At 62.9% G+C, this 19278-nt stretch carries 17 protein-coding genes and 1 pseudogene; 16 read left to right on the forward strand and 2 right to left on the reverse strand.

The genetic code is table 11. The annotated features are described in order from the left end of the window. Positions 1-50 precede the first annotated feature (50 nt). The 7 genes and pseudogenes from IPN92_12940 to IPN92_12970 all read left to right on the forward strand — a co-directional run bounded on the left by IPN92_12940 (position 51) and on the right by IPN92_12970 (position 7864). Positions 51-470 (forward strand): H-NS histone family protein, encoded by a 420-nt coding sequence (locus IPN92_12940; GenBank protein ID MBK8639126.1) that lies wholly within the window; start codon positions 51-53, stop codon positions 468-470. A gap of 243 nt (positions 471-713) precedes the next feature. Further along, on the forward strand, positions 714-1424 hold the full coding sequence (locus tag IPN92_12945) for a VWA domain-containing protein (GenBank protein ID MBK8639127.1): 711 nt from the start codon (positions 714-716) through the stop codon (positions 1422-1424). 3 nt (positions 1425-1427) lie between these two features. Further along, positions 1428-2189 carry a molecular chaperone DnaJ gene (locus IPN92_12950; GenBank protein MBK8639128.1) on the forward strand — a complete coding sequence of 254 codons (762 nt, stop codon included), beginning with the start codon at positions 1428-1430 and terminating at the stop codon, positions 2187-2189. A 20-nt stretch (positions 2190-2209) separates the two neighbouring features. Further along, positions 2210-4749: pseudogene (locus IPN92_12955) on the forward strand (DNA topoisomerase 3). Positions 4750-4986: 237 nt separating this feature from the next. Then, a complete protein-coding gene (locus IPN92_12960) occupies positions 4987-5370 on the forward strand; it encodes a hypothetical protein (GenBank protein MBK8639129.1) in 384 nt (127 codons plus the stop codon). Positions 5371-5468: 98 nt separating this feature from the next. Next, positions 5469-7193: a potassium channel family protein gene (locus IPN92_12965; GenBank protein ID MBK8639130.1), complete on the forward strand. Its 1725-nt coding sequence runs from the start codon at positions 5469-5471 to the stop codon at positions 7191-7193. A gap of 122 nt (positions 7194-7315) precedes the next feature. Then, a complete protein-coding gene (locus IPN92_12970; protein MBK8639131.1) occupies positions 7316-7864 on the forward strand; it encodes a hemerythrin domain-containing protein in 549 nt (182 codons plus the stop codon). A 161-nt stretch (positions 7865-8025) separates the two neighbouring features. Here IPN92_12970 and glgB read toward each other — a convergent pair whose 3' ends face one another. After that, positions 8026-10278 (reverse strand): 1,4-alpha-glucan branching protein GlgB, encoded by a 2253-nt coding sequence (gene glgB / locus IPN92_12975; protein MBK8639132.1) that lies wholly within the window; start codon positions 10276-10278, stop codon positions 8026-8028. A gap of 119 nt (positions 10279-10397) precedes the next feature. Between glgB and glgC the strand changes: the two genes are divergently transcribed. From glgC to IPN92_12990, 3 genes are read left to right on the forward strand one after another with little or no spacing between them, the layout of a single operon-like run. After that, positions 10398-11669 (forward strand): glucose-1-phosphate adenylyltransferase, encoded by a 1272-nt coding sequence (gene glgC / locus IPN92_12980; GenBank protein ID MBK8639133.1) that lies wholly within the window; start codon positions 10398-10400, stop codon positions 11667-11669. After that, positions 11659-13359: a glycoside hydrolase gene (locus tag IPN92_12985; GenBank protein ID MBK8639134.1), complete on the forward strand. Its 1701-nt coding sequence runs from the start codon at positions 11659-11661 to the stop codon at positions 13357-13359. Before glgC ends, IPN92_12985 begins: the two co-directional genes overlap by 11 nt. A gap of 11 nt (positions 13360-13370) precedes the next feature. Beyond that, entirely contained in the window at positions 13371-13829 is a 459-nt protein-coding gene (locus tag IPN92_12990) for a hypothetical protein (GenBank protein ID MBK8639135.1), read from the forward strand. Between the two features lie 91 nt (positions 13830-13920). Here IPN92_12990 and cobA read toward each other — a convergent pair whose 3' ends face one another. Continuing rightward, a complete protein-coding gene (cobA, locus tag IPN92_12995; GenBank protein MBK8639136.1) occupies positions 13921-15330 on the reverse strand; it encodes a uroporphyrinogen-III C-methyltransferase in 1410 nt (469 codons plus the stop codon). Between the two features lie 108 nt (positions 15331-15438). Between cobA and IPN92_13000 the strand changes: the two genes are divergently transcribed. From IPN92_13000 to IPN92_13025, 6 genes are all read left to right on the forward strand, one after another. Beyond that, positions 15439-15765, forward strand: coding sequence for a rhodanese-like domain-containing protein (locus IPN92_13000; protein ID MBK8639137.1), 327 nt, complete (start codon positions 15439-15441; stop codon positions 15763-15765). Positions 15766-15877: 112 nt separating this feature from the next. Further along, positions 15878-16108: a sulfurtransferase TusA family protein gene (locus tag IPN92_13005; protein ID MBK8639138.1), complete on the forward strand. Its 231-nt coding sequence runs from the start codon at positions 15878-15880 to the stop codon at positions 16106-16108. A gap of 42 nt (positions 16109-16150) precedes the next feature. Further along, positions 16151-16630: a DsrE/DsrF/DrsH-like family protein gene (locus tag IPN92_13010; protein ID MBK8639139.1), complete on the forward strand. Its 480-nt coding sequence runs from the start codon at positions 16151-16153 to the stop codon at positions 16628-16630. 250 nt (positions 16631-16880) lie between these two features. Continuing rightward, the gene (locus IPN92_13015) at positions 16881-17783 is read left to right on the forward strand and encodes a LysR family transcriptional regulator (protein ID MBK8639140.1); all 903 of its coding nucleotides are present in this window, start codon (positions 16881-16883) and stop codon (positions 17781-17783) included. Between the two features lie 10 nt (positions 17784-17793). Continuing rightward, on the forward strand, positions 17794-18183 hold the full coding sequence (locus tag IPN92_13020; GenBank protein ID MBK8639141.1) for a hypothetical protein: 390 nt from the start codon (positions 17794-17796) through the stop codon (positions 18181-18183). 22 nt (positions 18184-18205) lie between these two features. After that, positions 18206-19267 carry an AI-2E family transporter gene (locus IPN92_13025; GenBank protein ID MBK8639142.1) on the forward strand — a complete coding sequence of 354 codons (1062 nt, stop codon included), beginning with the start codon at positions 18206-18208 and terminating at the stop codon, positions 19265-19267. Positions 19268-19278: the final 11 nt, after the last annotated feature.

The raw sequence follows: 19278 nt of genomic DNA on the forward strand, positions 1-19278 counted from the left end.
GCGTCGATTCGGTAGTTAATGTTACTCACCCACTCATCAGGAGTTTTTTGATGGAATTAGAAAACCTAAGTTATGAGGAGATCCAGCGGCTTGTCGCTGATCTCGAACAGGAACGCCTCAATGCCATCGCGGCCCTTGCGCAGCGTAAAGAGCAGGCCAAATATGAATTGGCTCAAACCATCAAGGACATGATTGCCGAACAGGGTTATGCCCTGAATGACATCGTCCCCCTGCTTGGTGTGAGAAAGCGCCGTGGTCCAGCTCGCGTGGTGGCTGCTCCGCGTCGCTCCCCGGCGGATAGTCGCCAGCGTACCCTCTACGTTGATCCCGATAATTCCGATAATGTCTATTCTCGCGGTGCGACTCCTGGCTGGATGAAGCAAAAGATGCAGGATCAGGGATATGATCCCGCCAGCAAGGGCGATCGCAATGCCTTCAAGGCTAATTATCTGAAGGTCGTGGAAGGCTGATTTGAGAGTGGATGTCGAGGGGAATCGGCGTCTTGACCGGCGCTGATTTTCCTCCATCCTTATGCTCATGGATTATGGCTAGGCGTCCCCTCGGGCGCCTGGGCCGTTTCTGGGATATCCCGAAGTTCGCATCCGGGACTATCTCATTCGCATAGACCCGGTTGGCATTTTCCCAGGATGCGGCCAAACTGACAGAGTCGCTCCTCCTTGACTATCCATCCTTATTGACGGCCCCGACGACCTATGACCAGTGACCGTCGAGATCTGTATTCCGTCGCCAGTGATGGTGAGTTGGCGGCCTTTATGCGCAAGTTGGAGGCTACTCCGCCGCGGATTGGGGGACAGCGCGGGCGCCTCATCTTTGCCATGGACGCAACCGCCAGCCGCGAGCCGACCTGGGACCAGGCCTGCGCCATCCAAGCCACCATGTTCAGCGAAACGGCTAACCTGGGGGGGCTTTCAGTGCAACTCTGTCACTTTGGTGGCTTCCTGGTTTTCGAGGCCTCACCCTGGTGTAACCAGGCCGAGGAATTGCTAGGGCGCATGACCCGCGTCTCTTGCTCGGCGGGTCTGACGCAGATCGGGCGCGTCCTGGAACACGCCCTAGAGGAGCGTAAGCAGGGTAAAGTGGATGCCCTGGTCCTGGTTGGCGATGCCGTGGAAGAGGAACCGGCGCGGCTCGCCGAGCTTGCCGGCCAACTCGGCCTTCTGGGGTTGCCGGTCTTCGTCTTCCAGGAGGGACGTGATCCCCAGGCGGAAAAGACCCTGCGCGCCATAGCCAGTCTGAGCGGTGGGGCCTGGTGCCCCTTCGATGCCCACAGCCCCGAGGTGCTGCGCGACTTGCTGAGCGCCGTCGCCATCTTCGCGGCGGGCGGTCGCCGCGCCCTGGAGGACTTTGGCCGTCGGCGTGGCGGCGCGGTCCTGCGCTTGACCCAAGGCCTTCGTCGGGGCTGATCCATGGTCGGTCGACTGCTCCTCCTCGTCCTGCTGATTGCCGCTTTAGTCTGGTTCCTCCACTGGTTCCGCAAGACATCAACCGCCCAGGTTTCCCGGCGCGTGCGGCAGGGCGCCTTTTGGGGCCTCATGGGTCTCCTGGCCGCTTTGGCCCTGACGGGGCGCCTCAACCCCCTTTTTGCCGCCCTTGCCGCCGCCATCCCCGTGGCCATGCGCGGTATCAATCTTCTGCTGATGTTGCCGGCCATCCGCCAGACCCTGCGCTCACTCGGCTTGGGCGGTCTCGCCGGGGGTGCCGCCCAGGCCGGGGGGCCGGGTCCGGCGGGTCAAAGTTCCTCGATCCGTACCCGTTTTCTCGAAATGACCCTGGATCACGCCAGCGGCGATATGGATGGACGGGTTCTGGAGGGTGAATTTCAGGGACAGCGCCTTTCCGAATTAGCGCAAGACGTCCTATTGCGCCTACTGGAATGTTGCCGCCGCGAGGATGTTCAGTCGGCCACCCTGCTGGAGGCCTACCTGGACAGGACCCAGGGCGAGGAGTGGCGCCAATCGGCGTCTGGCGGCCCCCAGTCCCCGGCGAGCGGCGGCCCCATGAACCAGGAGGAGGCCCTGGCCGTGCTGGGCCTGGCGCCAGGGGCGGACCCCGTGGCCATTCGCGACGCCCATCGCCGTCTGATGCAGCGCTTGCACCCGGATCGGGGAGGGTCCGACTATCTGGCCGCCAAGATCAACGAGGCCAAACGCGTCCTCCTGGACGATTGACGGTCCTCGCGAAATCTCCCTTGACCCTTCTCGTCCTCGCCGAAAAGCCCAGCGTCGCCCGCGATATCGCCCGCATTCTGGGGGCTGGGCGCAAGGGCGAGGGCTTCCTGGAGGGGCAGGGCTACCGCGTCACCTGGGCCCTGGGCCATCTGGTCCATTTTGCCGAGCCGGATGACTATGGCGTCGCCTGGTCGGGTCGCTGGTCCCTGGCCCAACTGCCCATGATCCCGGAGAGCTGGCAATTGCGGTCCGACCCGCGCACCGCCAGCCAGTTAAAGATCGTCCAGGGCCTGCTCAATGCCCCGGATACTCAGGCCGTCATCTGTGCCACGGATGCTGGGCGCGAGGGCGAGAATATCTTCCGCCTCATCTACGAGTTCGCTCACTGCCGCAAACCCTTCCAGCGCCTCTGGGTGTCCAGCCTGACCGACGAGGCGATCCGCGCGGGCTTTGCCCACCTCAAGCCTGGCGCGGCCTTCGAGCCCCTGGCCCAGGCGGCGCGGGCCCGTGCCCAGGCTGACTGGCTGGTGGGGATGAACCTCACCCGGGCCTACACGGTCCATAACCGGGTGCTATGCACCATCGGCCGGGTCCAGACACCGACTCTGGCCATGATCGTGGCCCGTGATCAGGCCATCGCCGGCTTCGTCAAAGCCTATTTTTACGAATTAGTGGCGACCCTGGCGGAGGGCTTCAGCGCCCGTTACTGCCGGGATGGCGAGACCCGCCTCGACGAGAGAACCGAGGCCGAGCGCCTCCAGCGGGAACTGGCGCCGCATACCCAGGGCCGGGTGAAGCGGGTTGACCAGAAGGTGCGCCATAACCGGCCACCGCCCCTTTACGACCTCACCAATCTGCAGCGTGACGCCAACCGCCACTTTGGCCTCACGGCCGCCCAGGTCCTGGAGCAGGCCCAGGCCCTCTATGAGACCTACAAACTCATCAGCTACCCGCGAACCGAGAGTCGCCATATCGCCGAGGATATGTTACCCCTGCTTCCGGGCATCCTCACTGGCCTGGAACATACCCTGGCTGCCGAGGCGATCCAGCGTCTGGAAGCTGGCCACCTACTCGGCAAGGCCTATGTGGACAGCACCAAGCTCACGGATCATCACGCCATTCTGCCCACGGGCAAGCGGCCCCCAGCCCATCTGCCGGAGGCGGCGCGTCGGGTCTTCGAACTGGTGGCGGCGCGATTTGTCGCCATCTTCCTGCCCGATGAGCAGGTGGAGGAGACCCGCGTTATCCTGGATATTGGCGGTGCCGACTTCATGGCCCGGGGTTCGCGGGTCCTGGATCCCGGCTGGAAGCGGGTGGAGCCCCCCCGCCGAGTCGCAGCGGGGGGCGAGCAGGAGGAGGGGGTCCTGCCGCCCCTGACTCCAGGTCAGACCGTCCATGTCACGGGCCTGGAGGTGGTGGAAAAGGAGACCCAGCCCCCGCGCCCCTATGATGACGCAACCCTGCTGGCGGCCATGAAGAGCGCCGGGCGCGAGATCGAGGACGATGCCCTGGCGACGGCCATGAAGGCGTCCGGCCTGGGCACGCCCGCCACCCGCGCCGAGATCATCGAAAAACTCATTCGGAGCGGCTATGTGGAGCGTCAGCGCAAACAGTTGCGGGCGACCCCCAAGGGCCTGGCCCTCATCGGCCTGGTGGCGGAGCCCTTGCGCAGCCCGGAACTGACCGCGAACTGGGAGCAGCGGCTCAAGGATGTGGAACAGGGCCAAGGCCGGGCCGAGGACTTCTATCGCGATATTGTCGCCTGGGTACGTCATCTCGTCCCCGTCGTGGCCCAGGGTCCGGCCTTGACTCCGGAGCAGGCGGCCGCCGCGGGCCCGGGTCGAACCAGGGATAAGCGCGGTGGGCCGCGGCACGCCAGCCCCGCGCGCGCCACGGATCTGGGCCTCTGCCCGATCTGTAAGAAGGGCAGGGTGCTGGAAACCGCCAAGGCCTTCGGCTGCAGCCGTTATACCGAGGGTTGCGGCCTGACGCTCTGGAAGACTCTGGCGGGGCTCAGGCTCGAAAAGCCTCTGATCCGGCAACTGCTGGCCGAGGGGCGGACGGATAAGGTCGAAGGTTTCGTCGCCAAGACCGGACGGCCCTTTGCGGCACGCTTGAAGTTGGATGAGGCTGGCCGGGTCGCCTTCGATTTCGAGGGATCGCCCGCGGGCGCGTCTCCGGCCCGCCCCCCGTGGCGGCCCGGGAAGGGAGTGTCGGGCGCGGATCGGGGCAGCCCGCGGGTGCGTCCGGAGTCCCCCTGGGGCCACTGACCTGTCCCAAGTGCGGCTTGGGTCGCATCATCGAGGGCCGCCGGGGCTTTGGTTGCGACCGCTACCGGGATGGTTGCGACTTCGTGGTCTGGAAGGAGGTCGCCGGACGCTTGCTGACGGAGGATGAGATCTGCCGCCTCATTGCCACCGGCCGCACCGGACTGATCCAGGGCTTCAGCGATGGCGATGGCGCCCAACTCGACGCCCATCTGCGCCTGGATGGGCACTGGCGGGTCGTCCTGGATTTTTCAGGGGAGGATGACCATCCCCGACCGGGGGAGTTGGCATAGCCGACCGCGGTCTGGCCGGGTTAGCCGCGGGCCGGCCATGGCCCCTCTGGATGGGCAAAAGGGGGCGCGGAGAATGCCGGACCCTGGCAGGGAGTCAGGGCGATAGGTCCCGTCAAACATGGAATTTACGCTTTCTTTACCTGCCCTGATTTGGGGGGGATAATTCGCCACCGCCCAGCGAATTCACCCAGGATGGGGAAGGCGGCGTTTCCCCTCTGTCCCAAGCCAGGTATCTCCATGAATCCTGAAAAGGTCGTCTTTGGCTTCTTTATCGTCCTGGCGCTGACCCTTAACTTTGGGTTTTTTGTCGGCGATGTGGACAATCCCGAGCATCACCATGTGTGGGAACTCTTCGCCACGTTGGTGGTGAATGCGATCGCCACCGTGCTCAAGTTTGGCGACCGCACCCAGTTGGGGGCCGTACTCCTGGCCACCAGCCTGGCGGCCATGCTCCAGCTCATCGCCGCCGTGGTCGTCTGGGCGGTGGCCGTGCATGTCGCGGCGACGGGCCTGACGCCTGGGGTTACCGCCAGCATCGTCTCCTTGAGTGGCGGCGCCATGATCGCCAATGTGATCTCGGTCGTGCTGCTGGTCATCGAGACCGTCATGCTGCGGCGCTAGTGCGCGGCCCCGACCCTGGGCCGGGTAAGGTAAGGCCGTCGCTTCGCGACCCGTCCGCGCGGGCCCCTGGAAATAAGCCATAGGGTTAACCGATTCCCATGGATAACGTTGCTTTCCTGATTTTCCGGCGCATGCGCGCCCCCCTGATCGTCCTCATCATCATCTACTCGGTCTCCGTCATGGGGCTGGTACTGATCCCCGGCCAGGACGCCGAGGGCAAGCTCTGGCACATGGATTTTTTCCATGCCTTCTATTTCTTCAGCTACACCGCCACTACCATCGGCTTTGGCGAGATCCCTTATGCCTTTACCGATGCCCAACGCGCCTGGGTCACCATCGCCATCTATCTGACGGTGGTGGGCTGGTTCTACTCTATCGGCACCCTGATCGCCCTCCTCCAGGACAAGACCTTTCAGCATTCCCTGGCGGAGCTGCGCTTCGCGCGGCGCATCCGGCGGATGAGGGAACCCTTTTACCTGGTCTGTGGTTATGGGGAGACGGGTAGCGCCCTGGTTCAGGCCATTACCGACGGTAATCGACATGCGGTCGTGATCGATCAGCGCCAGGAACGGGTCGATCTGCTGCAACTCGAAAATCTGCGCGAGTATGTGCCCGCCCTGCATGGCGACGCGCGCCGCCCTCATCATCTGCTGGAGGCGGGGCTCAAGCACCCCCTGTGCGCGGCCGTGGTGGCCTTGACCGAGGTCAACGAGACCAATCTCAAGGTCGCCATTGCCGCCAAGCTGATGCATCCGGAGGTCAAGGTCGTCTGCCGGGCCGATTCCCATGAAGTGGAGGCCAACATGGCCTCCTTCGGCACCGATTATATTTATGACCCTTTCGATATCTTCGGCGCCTATCTGGGCATGGCCATCGCCACCCCTTGCCTGACCCTGATGCGGGACTGGCTGTCCGGCCTGCAGGGCGAACCGCTCAGGGATCCCCCCATGCCGCCCGCCGAAGGACTGTGGATCCTCTGTGGCTATGGGCGATTTGGCAAGGCTATCACGGCCAATCTTGGCGCGCGGGGGATGGATTTGGTGGTGGTGGAGGCCGCGCCGGAATTGACCGGCAGGCCCGAAGGCATACCCCTGGTCCCGGGGTGGGGTACCGAGGCCCATACCCTGGAACAGGCGGGCGTGCGGCGCGCCGTGGGTCTGGTGGTGGGCACCCATAACGATGCCAACAACCTCTCCATTGTCATGACGGCACGGACTCTCAACCCCGACCTCTTTATCGTGGTGCGGGAGAATCACAAGGATAACGAGGAGCTGTTCCGGGCCGTTGGCGCCGATATCCTGATGCACCCCAGCACCATCATTGCCGACCGCATCCGCATCCTGTTGGTCACCCCCCTGCTCACCGAATTCGAGCAGCTTGCTCGGCTCCAGGACCACGCCTGGTCTTGCCAACTGGTGAGTCGCATCCTGGCTCTGGTTGACCATCAGGTGCCGGATGTCTGGGAGGTTATCTTTGATGACGAAAACGCCCATGCCATCTGCGTTCTGACCGGGCAGGGGGCGGAGGTCACCCTGGGGGCGCTTTTGCGCGATCCCCGCGCCCGCGAGCGCTCCCTGCCCATCATTCCCTTGCTGCTGGTCCAGGGCGAGGGGCGCGAACTCTTGCCACCCGAGGACCGCCAGGTCGGTCCTGGCGATCATTTGCTGCTGTGCGGCCGTCCCCTGGGCCGCTCCCGTCTGGGCTGGACCTTGCAGAATGTCCACTCCCTCAACTACGTCCTGACGGGTGGCAGTTCCCCCGAGGGGACCCTCTGGCATTGGCTCGCGGGGCGGATCAACCCGACCGCGGGTCATAGGCTATAAGCCATGCCTCGGTTGGCTATTGGCGCCACCCGAGTCCAACTATGCCATACTAGATCTTGATTTTTCCCGTCATGCTGGCCGAGCCGTTGGAGCCTGCATCCACTTGAAGAGGACCCTGACCCATGACGCAAATACTTGACCGTCTCCATCATGAGCATAAGCAGATCAGCCAGTTGCTCGACCTGTTGGACAATATTCTGGCCATGTTTCACAACGGCCGGGAACCGGACTACGAAATCCTCAGCGAACTGCTGCAGTACATGGAGGAGTATTCGGACCAGATTCACCATCCGATGGAGGAGCTAATCCGCGAACGTCTCCGCCTGGCCGGCCACCACCAGTCCTATCTGGACATCCTCACCCGCCAGCACCAGGCCCTGAACGAGATGACCCACAATTTCCGCCAAGCCGTCGACGGGGTCATCAACGGCGAGGTCCAGCGCCGGGATCAGATCGAGGCTTACGGTCGGGAAATGGTCTCGACCCTCCGCGCGCACCTGGATCTCGAAGAGGCCGAGGCCTTTCCTCTGGCCCGTCGGGTGTTGAAGGAAGAGGACTGGGCGGCGATTCAGGCCGAGGTGGCACGGACCATAGATCCGCTGCTAAGCGAGACGGATTTGCAGCGTATCCACACCATCTATCAGCATCTCTCGTCCCAGGCCAGGGCCTGATCGGCATGCGCCGAGCCGCTTTTTTGGCCAAGCTCCGGTTGGAGTGAGCCTTACTAGGCCCTGCCGGACCGGCTAATAACTGGTAGCGTCCTCGCCGTGGGGCCCCTGGTTAGGCCAAGGCCCCACGGTGATTGGGTTGCCCTCGGACCTGCGGGCGTCTTTCATTGTGCATCCGCGTCCTGGGCCTCATCGGGCTCCCGGGTGGGCTCGGCTGCGTCGGCAGTGGCGTCGAGGACGAGGACGACACCCGCGAGGGGCGGCAGATCCACCAGGATAGAATGGGGGCGCCCCATCCATTCCACGGGCTCGGAGGCGCCACCCACGCGCTCGCCATAAGAACTGCCGCCATAGATACCCGCGTCCGAGTTGAGGACCTCACGGTAAAAGCCGGCCTCGGGTACGCCAAGGCGATAGCCGGGGCGCGGTACCGGGGTGAAGTTGAAGAGGGCCAGCACCTTGGCCTCGCCGGTGCGGTCCTTGCGCAGGTAGCTCAGGACTGACTGGGAACTGTCGTTGCAGTCGATCCACTCGAACCCCGTATCCTGGAAGTCCAGGTCGTACAGGGCCCGGTGTCGGCGATAGAGGCGGTTAAGGTCCGCGACCAACCGGTGAATACCCTGATGAGGCTCCCGTTCGAGCAGGTACCAATCCAGCTCGCCGGCGAAGTCCCATTCACGTCCCTGTCCGAACTCACAGCCCTGGAAGAGCAGCTTCTTGCCCGGATAGGTGAACATGAAGGCGTAGAGCAGGCGCAGCCCGGCGAACTTGCGCCAGCCGTCGCCCGGCATGCGGTCGAGCAGGGAGTGCTTACCGTGGACTACCTCGTCATGGGAGAAGGGCAGGACGAAGTTCTCGGTGAAGGCGTAGAGGAGCCCGAAGGTCAGCATGTCGTGGTGATAATGCCGGTAGATGGGGTCCTTGGAGAAGTAGGCCAGGGTGTCGTGCATCCAGCCCATGTTCCACTTCATGGTGAAGCCCAGGCCGCCGGCGAAGGTGGGCCGCGAGACCGCCGGCCAGGCGGTGGATTCCTCGGCGATCATGAGGGTGCCAGGGTGCTGGCCGTGAGTCACCTCGTTGAGCTGGCGCAGGAAGTCCACCGCCTCCAGGTTCTCGTTGCCACCATAGCGATTGGGTATCCACTCGCCGGCGTTGCGGGAATAGTCCAGGTAGAGCATGGAGGCCACCGCGTCCACCCGCAGGCCGTCCAGGTGAAACTCCTCTAGCCAGAAGAGGGCGCTGGAGAGCAGGAAGTTTGTCACCTCGTTACGCCCGAAGTTAAAGATCAGGGTGCCCCAATCCTTATGTTCGCCCAGGCGCGGGTCCTCGTGCTCGTAGAGGGCCGAGCCATCGTAGCGGGCCAGGGCGAAGGTATCGCGGGGGAAGTGGGCGGGGACCCAGTCGAGGAGGACGCCGATACCCTTGCCATGCAGGTGATTCACAAACCAGCGGAAGTCCTCCGGCGCGCCGAAGCGGCTGGTGGGGGCAAAATAGCCCGTGGTCTGGTAGCCCCAGGAGGCGTCCAGCGGGTGCTCGGTAATGGGCAGCAGTTCGACGTGGGTGAAGCCCGCCTCCTGGGCATAGTCCGCCAGGCGCTCTGCGATCTCGCGGTAGCCGAGGAAGTTGCCATCGGCGCTGCGCTGCCAGGAGCTGAGGTGGACCTCATAGATCGAGAGTGGCTGGTGTGACCAATCGGCCTGGGCGCGCTCCTCTAGCCAGGCGGCGTCGTCCCAGGCGAAATCGCTCTCGGCCTGGGTGATGCAGGCCGTATCCGGGCGGGTCTGAAAAGCGGTGGCATAGGGGTCGATTTTGACGTGGGTGTTGCCTTGCTGGTCGCGGAGTTCGAATTTGTAGAACTCGCCCGGCCCGAGGGCCGGCAGGAAGATCTCCCAGACCCCTGATCCGCCCCGTGCCCTCAGGGGGTGGACGCGTCCGTCCCAGGCATTGAATTCACCCACCACGCTGACGCGTTGGGCGTTGGGCGCCCAGACGGCGAAGAGGGTGCCGGCTACCCCCGCCACGCGACGCGGATGGGCGCCAAGAAAACGGTAGGCATGCCAATGGCGGCCCTCGCCAAAGAGATGCAGGTCGAAGTCTTCGAGTTGGGCGGGGAAGGCGTAGGGGTCTATGAGGCGATGGACCTGGCCTTGGGCGTCGGTCCAGTCGATGCGATAGCTGGGGGGGACCTGGGAGGGATCGCCCTCCCAGACGAAGAGATCGGTGCCCTCGATGCGTGGGACCTCTACCTGGGTCCCCGCGACCCGCACCCGTTCCGCCTTGGGCAAAAAGAGCCTCAGGGCGCATACGCCGTCCTTGACATGGCGGCCCAGGACCTCGAAGGGGTCGTGATGGCGGGCCTCGAGGATGCGCTGGAGGTGTTCGGGGAGTTGGGCGGCGGCGGGGGTTCCCGTGGGCATGACGGCGTGTCTCCTACACGGCAAGAGGCGATGGCTTAACGGCGGATGATGTTACCATAAGGGAGCCTTGCGTTTAGCCAAACGCCAGCCAAAATTAGTCATCGCCGAGGGGGTTCTCCATGCCGGATTCGACTCAACGTTTCGTCAGCCGCCTCACCCGCAACACCCTGGCCCTGATTCTGGCTGGTGGTCGGGGCTCGCGCCTCCAGGATCTCACCAAGTGGCGCTCCAAGCCGGCGGTGCCTTTTGGGGGCAAGTTCCGCATCGTCGATTTCCCGCTTTCGAACTGCATCAACTCGGGCATCCGCCGCATCGGTGTCCTCACCCAGTACAAGTCCCACTCCCTGATCCTGCATATTCAGAAGGGTTGGGGCTTCCTGCGGGGTGAGTTCGGCGAGTTCGTCGAGCTGTGGCCCGCCCAACAGCGCGTTACCGAGACCTCCTGGTACGCCGGTACCGCCGACGCCGTCTTCCAGAATCTGGACATCATCCGTGCTCATAACCCGGACTATGTCCTGATCCTGGCCGGCGACCACATCTATAAAATGGATTATGGCGCCATGATCGCTCAGCACGTCGAGATGGGCGCCGATATGACGGTGGGCTGTCTGGAAGTCAATCTGGCCAAGGCCCGTGAATTCGGTGTCATGTCCGTGGACCGGGACAACCGGGTTCGCCACTTTGCCGAAAAGCCCGACCAGCCGGATTCCATTCCCGGGCGCGAGGGCGTGGCTCTGGCCTCCATGGGCATTTACGTCTTCAATCGCGGATTTCTCTACGAGCAGCTCATCCGGGATTCGGATATGCCCGGTTCCAGCCGCGACTTTGGCAAGGACATCATTCCTGGCGTGATCGACAAGTACCGGGTCATGGCCTATCCCTTCCGTGACTTGCGCAGCGGCGAGCAGGCCTATTGGCGCGATGTGGGCACCGTCGATGCCTTTTGGCAGGCCAACCTGGAGTTGATCGGCGTCACTCCGCCCCTGAATCTCTACGATGCCTCCTGGCCGATCTGGACCTACCAGGAGCAGTTGCCACCGGCCAAGTTTGTCTTCGACGACGAGGAACGTCGGGGCATGGCGGTGGATTCCATGGTTTCTGGTGGCTGCATCATTTCCGGCGCCGTGGTTCGCCATTCCCTGCTCTTTTCCAACGTCCGGGTCAATTCCTATTCCTACGTTCAGGACTCCGTAATACTGCCGGACGTGGATGTGGGCCGCAATTGCCGAATCCATAACGCCGTCATCGATCGGGGCTGTCGCATCCCCGAGGGCATGAACATCGGCCTGGATCCGGACCGGGATCGCGCCAGCGGCTTCTATGTGACCGAAACCGAGGTAACCCTGGTTACCCCGGAGATGCTCAAGCAGGAACCCAGTTATGTCCGCTGACCCAACCCGCCTACCGGTTGTGCTCTGCTGGCATATGCACCAGCCAGACTACCGGGGGCCCGGCGGGCGAGAATACCACCTGCCATGGGTCTATCTCCACGGCATCAAGGATTACTCCGATATGGCGGCGCATCTGGAGGCACAGCCCCAGGCCCGCGCCGTGGTCAACTTCGCCCCGGTCCTGCTGGAGCAGATCGAGGATTACAGCGCCCAGATCCAGGCCTGGCAGGCCGGTGGCCGGCGCATCCGGGACCCGCTGCTGTCCGCCCTGGCCGGCCCTGGCCTACCCTTGGATACCCCCCGGCGCCGAGACCTGATCATCGCCTGCCGCAAGGCCAACAAGACTCATCTCATCGATCGCTTTCCCTGCCTGCGCGAACTGATAGATCTGGCGGATTGGTTCGACTGTCATCACAGGGCCGACCTTTACGTTAACGATCAGTTCCTTGCCGACCTCCTCGTCTGGTACCACCTGGCCTGGACCGGGGAGCATATTCGCGATAACGACCCCCGTATCGACTCCCTGCAGCGCAAGGGGCGGGGCTTTTCCCTGGACGACCGTCGCGCCCTGGTGGACGTTATCGGTGAGCAGCTCCATGCCCTGATCCCGCGTTATCGCCGCCTCGCCGACCAGGGTCGGGTGGAGCTGTCCTTCTCCCCCTACGCCCATCCCATTCTGCCCCTGCTGCTGGACATCCGCTCCGCCCGGGAGTCCGTACCCGAGAGCCCGTTGCCGGAGTTGCAGGCCTACCCGGGGGGCGAGGAACGGGCGCGCTGGCATCTTCGCCGCGGCATGGCGACCTTCGAGCGCCACTTTGGCCGCCGGCCCACCGGTTGCTGGCCCTCCGAGGGCGCCCTCAGCGCGGCCACCCTGCGTCTGCTGGAAGAGGAGGGGGTGCGCTGGGCCGCCAGTGGCCAGCGCGTCCTCTATAACAGCCTGCGCGCCACTCGGGGTGACAATTTGCCGGAACATTGGCTGACCAGCCCCTACCGGCTGGGTCAGGGCCAGATCCACTGCTTCTTCCGTGACGATGGCATCTCCGACCTCATTGGCTTCACCTATGCCGATTGGCACGCCCAGGACGCCGTCTCCAACCTGATCGAACACCTGGAGCGCGTCGCCGAGGCTACCCAGGGTCGTTCCAACCGCGTCCTCTCCATCATCATGGATGGCGAGAACGCCTGGGAATATTACCCCCACAACGCCAGCTTCTTTCTGCCGGAACTCTACCGCCGCCTGGCCAGCCATCCGCGACTGGAGCTCACCACCTTTTCTGGTCTGCTGGCGGGTCTTGCCGGTCCGACCCCCGCCCTCGAACGCCTGGTGGCCGGAAGCTGGGTCTATGGCACCCTCTCGACCTGGATCGGCAACGCCGACAAGAACCGCGCCTGGGACATGCTCGGTGCCGCCAAGGCCGCCTATGACCGGGCCCTGGCCACCCGAACCTGGAGCGAGGAAGAACGCGAGCGCCTGGAACTCCAGTTGGCCACCTGTGAGGGTTCGGATTGGTTCTGGTGGTTCGGCGACGACAACCCCGCTGGGGCGGTCAGCGACTTTGAGCGTCTCTACCGCCTGCAACTCCAGCAATTTTACGAACTCTTGGGCGAGGCCTCACCTGAATATCTGGACCGCCCCTTCACCACCCATGCCGGCACCGCCGAGCATGGCGGCACCATGAAGCGCAACTAACAGGAATCCTCATGGAAGAAGTCTATGATCTGATGGAAGGCCTCCTGGCTTCCAAGGCCGATGAACAGATGATGGGCTTTGCCGGATTTAGCCGAGGGGCTCATCCCGGCGGCGGGCCCCTCGAAGGTGTGCTCAAGGCGTCCGCCTTTCATCGTCCGGACGGTAGTGGTTACCTGACCCTTACCTTCATCTACGATCGGGAGCAGGGCGCGGGCAACTTGCTGGATAAGCCCGATCAAGAGGCCTTTCGCGCCCTCCTGGGTCCCAATTTTGAGATGGTGATCGATATCCCCCTCAACACCTTCTCCGATCTCTCCGATTATGTCGTTGAGGAGCTGGATGTCTATTTTCGCCATCTCCAAGGCCGGGAAAGGGACATCCTGGAATCCAGCCTTATGCCTGCCCTGACCCAACTGCTCGGGCTGGCCTTCAAGCCCCTCCAGGAATGGCCACCCCGGCCGCTGGCATGAGGTGCCGATGGGGTAGCCGACTTGCCCGCGCCCCCCATCTACCTTAAATTCATCGGCCGCACCCTGACCCTGGCCTCCCACCTGATCCCTCCTATGCCGCTGTTCCTGGGGGTAGTTGATGGTTCTGGAACCAGTTCAACTTCTCCCGTAGCTTGACGACCTCGCCGACAATGATAAGGGTGGGCGGCTGGGGCATTTCCTCGGCAATCACCTCCTGGATGGTGGCCAGGGTACCGGAAAAAACCCGCTGATGGGGGGTGGTGCCCTGCTGGATCAGGGCGATGGGCATATCCGGCGAGACGCCGTGGTTTAGCAACTGCTCGACGATGAGGGCCAGACCCACCAAACCCATATAGAAGACCACCGTCTGATGAGGTTGGGCGAGCTGATCCCAGTTGAGATCCATGGTCCCGTCCTTGAGGTGACCCGTGACGAAGGTCACGGACTGGGCATAATCGCGGTGGGTCAGGGGGATGCCGGTATAGGCGGCGCAGCCAGAGGCCGCGGTGATACCGGGCACGACCTGGAAGGGCACCCCCTCCGCCGCCAGGGTGTCGATCTCCTCGCCGCCGCGGCCAAAGATAAAGGGGTCGCCGCCCTTGAGGCGCAGCACTCGATGGCCGGCCTTGGCCAAGTCAGCGAGCAGGCGATTGATGTCCTCCTGGCGCATGACGTGGTTGTCGCGCTCCTTGCCGACATAGATGCGTTGCGCGTCGCGACGCGTGAGGTCGAGAATGGGCCTGGCGACCAGGCGGTCATGGACCACCACATCCGCCTGCTGCATGAGGCGCAGGGCACGGAAGGTGACCAGGTCCGGATCGCCGGGTCCAGCGCCCACCAGATAGACCTCGCCCATGCCGCCACTGGGGCGGGCTTCGGCAAGTTCGCGGGCCATGACGGCATCGGCCTCCTCCAGGTGACCGGAAAAGACGCGATCGGCGACCCCGCCAACCAGCACCCGATCCCAGAACCGGCGGCGGTCACGCTCGTCCGCGAAGCGCGCCTTGACGGCGTCTCGGTAGCGAGCGCAGAGGTCGGCAAGGCGGCCGTAGCCAGCCGGTATCATGGATTCCAGTCGGGTACGCAGCAGGCGTGCCAGTACGGGGGAGGCCTTGGTGGTAGAAACGGCCACTACCACGGGGGAACGGTCGATGACCGAGGGCAGGAGGAAGCTGCATTCCTCCGGCTGGTCCACGACATTGACCGGGATGCCGATTGCCTTGGCCAAACGCGCGATGCGCTGGTTGGTCTCGCGGTCGCTGGTGGCGGCGATAATTAACCGCATCCCCTTGATATCCTCGTCCTTGAAGTCTCGGGAGCGATGGATCAGGTCCCCGGCGTCGGCTTGAGCCTGGAGTTCCGGCGTCAGTTCCGGGGCAACCAGGTGGATCCGGGCGTGGGCGCGCCCGAGGCTGGCAACCTTGCGCGCGGCGACCGCGCCGCCACCCACGACCAGGCAGGGTTGATCGCGGATATCAAGAAAGATGGGTAGTAAATCCATGGGCTTAGACGTCGCTGGGCAGGGTTTGAGGGATGGTGGATCGGTTGCTTTAGGGATGAAAACATCTTAATATACTGAAATACTTGGATACGGGACAGGGCTTTACCTTTGGTTAGCGAGATTGATTCCGTCGGCCTGATGGACAGAATTGCGGCGGGGGAAGATATCTATCTGGTTGACATCCGCACCCCAGCGGAAATTGTCCAGGCCGCCATCCCCAATGCCGTTTATATTCCCATGCACCTCCTGCCCCTGCGGATGAACGAGCTACCCAGGGACAAGGATGTGGTGCTTTACTGCCGCAGCGGCGCTCGGTCCTACCATGCCTGCCAATATCTGGCCCAACAGGGTTTCGACAAGGCCATCAACCTGCGGGGCGGTATCATCGCCTGGGCTCGCCACGGTTTCGCAATCGAACCGGGCCGCTCAGCCTGACCCGGCGTCGCGCCGGTTGGCGCGATTGCCTTTTTTCGCCGTTTGGCCTATAAACGGCAAACTTGCGTGTCTTCACTCCTCGTCCACAACCCTAACCCCCTCGGAGATTTCCATGGCAGACTTCGATCAAGAACTCGACGCCAGCGGCCTGAACTGCCCCCTGCCCATCCTGCGCGCCAAGAAGACCCTCAACTCCATGAGTTCCGGCCAGGTCCTGCATATCATTGCGACCGACCCCGGCTCCGTGAAGGACTTTGACTCCTTTGCCAAGCAGACGGGCAACGAACTGATGGAATCCAAGGAAGAGGGCGGCAAATTCCATTTCTTGATCAAGAAGTCCTGAGCGCCGAAGCCAACCTAAATCAATTTCCGAGAGGAGCGTCCGATGGAACCGAAGAAGTTGGCGATCATCGCCACCAAGGGGTCGCTGGATTGGGCCTACCCCCCTTTTATCCTTGCCTCCACGGCGGCGGCACTGGGCTATGAAGTCCAGATCTTTTTCACCTTCTATGGCCTGCAACTGCTGAAGAAGGATCTGTCCCTGGAGGTTACGCCCCTGGGTAACCCCGGTATGCCCATGCCCATGGGCATGGATAAGTGGTTCCCGATCCTGGGCATGACCCTGCCTGGCATGCAGGGCATGATGACCTCCATGATGAAGGCCAAGATGAAGAAGAAGGGTGTGGCCAGCATCGATGAGCTGCGCGAACTTTGCACCGAGGCGGAGGTCAAGTTCGTAGCTTGCCAAATGACCGTCGATCTTTTCGATATGGAACAGTCGCAGTTTATCGAGGGTATTGAATACGCGGGCGCCGCGGCCTTCTTTGAATTCGCCGGCGAGAGCGATATCTGCCTCTATATCTGACTGCTGCTGGCTCAAGGCTTGATCAAAGCCGCGAGGAACGCCGCCCATGAGGCGGCGTTCCGGTTTCAGGCTTCCCCATGGGCATCGGCATGAAGGATGATCCGATGCGGCTCAATGTCTTTTCAGGCGGGCCAGGCCTCATCAGGCCCTGGGGTCTTTTCCTCGGGTCAGGATTGGGCCGGCCAGCTTCCCAGATCCGAATCTTTCATGATATAAGTAGTTTTTATTTGCTCTTTGCCGGGTGATGGTTATGGCGGATCGGCGACTGCAAGTTTTTCACACCGTGGCGCGCCTCTTGAGCTTTACCAAGGCCGCCGAAACCCTGCATATGACCCAGCCGGCGGTGACCTTCCAGATCCGTCAACTGGAGGACCACTTCAACACCCGTCTCTTCGATCGTACGCACAACCGCATCAGCCTGACCGCCGCGGGTGAACAGGTGTTGTATTTCGCCGATCGCATCTTCGAAATCTATGCCGAAATGGAACATTCGATACGTGATCTGACCGGGGAAATTAGCGGGGCCCTCACCATCGGCGCCAGTACCACCATCGCCGAGTACATGCTCCCGACCCTGCTGGGGGATTTCAAGGAGAAGTACCCCGAGGTCACTATCCATCTCAAGGTGGCCAACAGTGACGGCATCGTCTCCCTGGTGGAGAGTAATGCCATCGACCTGGGCGTGGTGGAGTCCTCGGTTGCCAACAAGAATCTGGTGGTGGAGGTCTGCAAGCGCGATCATCTGTTGGGCATAGTCCCGCCCAGTCATCCGCTGGCCAAGGAGACCTCGGTCAAGTTCGCCCGGCTCCTGGAGTACCCTTTTATCTGCCGCGAGGAGGGTTCGGGTACCCGGGGGGTGATTGGCGAGTATCTGGATCAGCTTCCGGAGTGCGAGGGCGCCCTCAAAGTCGCCATGGAACTGGGCAGTCCGGAGGCAGTCAAGGGGGCGGTAGAGGCGGGCATGGGGGTGTCCGTGGTGTCGCGGGCGACGATCCAGAAGGAATTGCGACTGGGCACCCTGGTGGCACTGGAACTGGATCCACCCTTGGAACGTCCCTTCTCCTTCGTCCACCAGAAACAGAAGTTTCGCCTGCGGGTCATGGAGAAACTGCTGGAATTCGCCCGCGGCTATTGCGAGGAACACCCAGGATGACCCAAGCCCGATGATGACGCAACCGCTGCCACCGCGCGACGAGCGCCACCTGACGCGGCTGTATCGCGGCCTGGATGAGGAATCCCGTGCCACCCTGCTGCGTTTTGCCGAGTTTCTGAGCGCCACCGGCAATGGCGGGGGTATCGGCGTCCTGGCCCAACGGCCAGCCCTGGCGGAACCCGAGCTCATCGCCAGGCCGCTGGTGGAGTCCGTGGTCGGGGCCATCAAGCGCTTGTCCCTCAGTTACCCTATGCTGAATCGGCGGCGCATGCTCGACGAAACCTCAATCCTGATGGCCGCCCACGTCCTCAACGGCCGACCGGCCCGGGATGTCATCGACGAGCTTGAGGCCCTTTTTGCCCGGCATTACGTTCTTTACCGGGACGACTACACGAAGTGAACGTCAGGATTCCTACTCATCCATGCAGGTTATAACCGACTGGTTCAGGCGCTATTTTTCCGATCCCCAGGTCGTCGTACTCGCGGCGGCCCTGATCGTGGGATTCGCCGTGGTGCTGTCCATGGGCTACATGCTGGCCCCGGCCTTGGCCAGTATCGTCATCGCCTACTTGCTGGAGGGCTTGGTGGGCTTTTTTCAGCGTCACGGCTGGCCACGCCTCGCGGCCGTCCTGGTGGTTTACATCGCCTTCATGGTCTTCGTGATCACGGTCCTCTTTGGCGTCATCCCGGTGGTGTCGCGGCAGGTGACCGACCTGGTGCAGCAACTCCCCTCGATGATCTCGACCGGGCTCGTCTCCCTGAGCGAACTGCCGGAACGCTACCCGGAAATGGTCTCCCAGGACCAGGTGCAGCAGGTCATCGGCTCCATCCGCTACGAGATCACCAACTTCGGCCAGCGGGTGCTATCCTGGTCCCTGGCCTCGGTGGTGGGCATCATTACCATCCTGGTTTATCTGATCCTGGTGCCCATGCTGGTCTTCTTTTTTCTCAAGGATAAGGAGTTGATCCTCTCCTGGTTCATGGGTTACATGCCGGAGCACCGGCGCATCACGGGTGATGTCTGGCACGACGTGGACCGTCAGATCTCCAATTACGTGCGGGGCAAGTTCTGGGAGATCCTGATCGTCTGGGCCGCCACCTATATTGGCCTACAGATCTTCGGGCTTAATTACGCCATGTTGCTGGGGCTGCTGGTCGGCCTCTCGGTTATCGTGCCCTATATTGGTGCCGCGGTGGTGACGGTCCCTGTCCTCCTGGTCGGCTGGTTCCAGTGGGGCTGGTCGAGCGAATTCGCCTGGATGGCCACGGTTTATTTCATCATCCAGGCCCTGGATGGCAACGTCCTGGTGCCCTTGCTCTTTTCCGAGGTGGTCAATTTGCACCCCGTGGCCATTATCGTCGCCGTACTCGTCTTCGGCGGGCTCTGGGGCTTCTGGGGCATCTTTTTCGCCATCCCGCTAGCGACCCTGGTCCAGGCCATCCTCTTCGCCTGGCCGCGGCCAACCCCGGAGGTTGGCGACTGACGAAGGCGGGT

This window comes from Chromatiaceae bacterium (genome assembly GCA_016714645.1).
Classification (GTDB): Bacteria; Pseudomonadota; Gammaproteobacteria; order Chromatiales; family Chromatiaceae; genus M0108.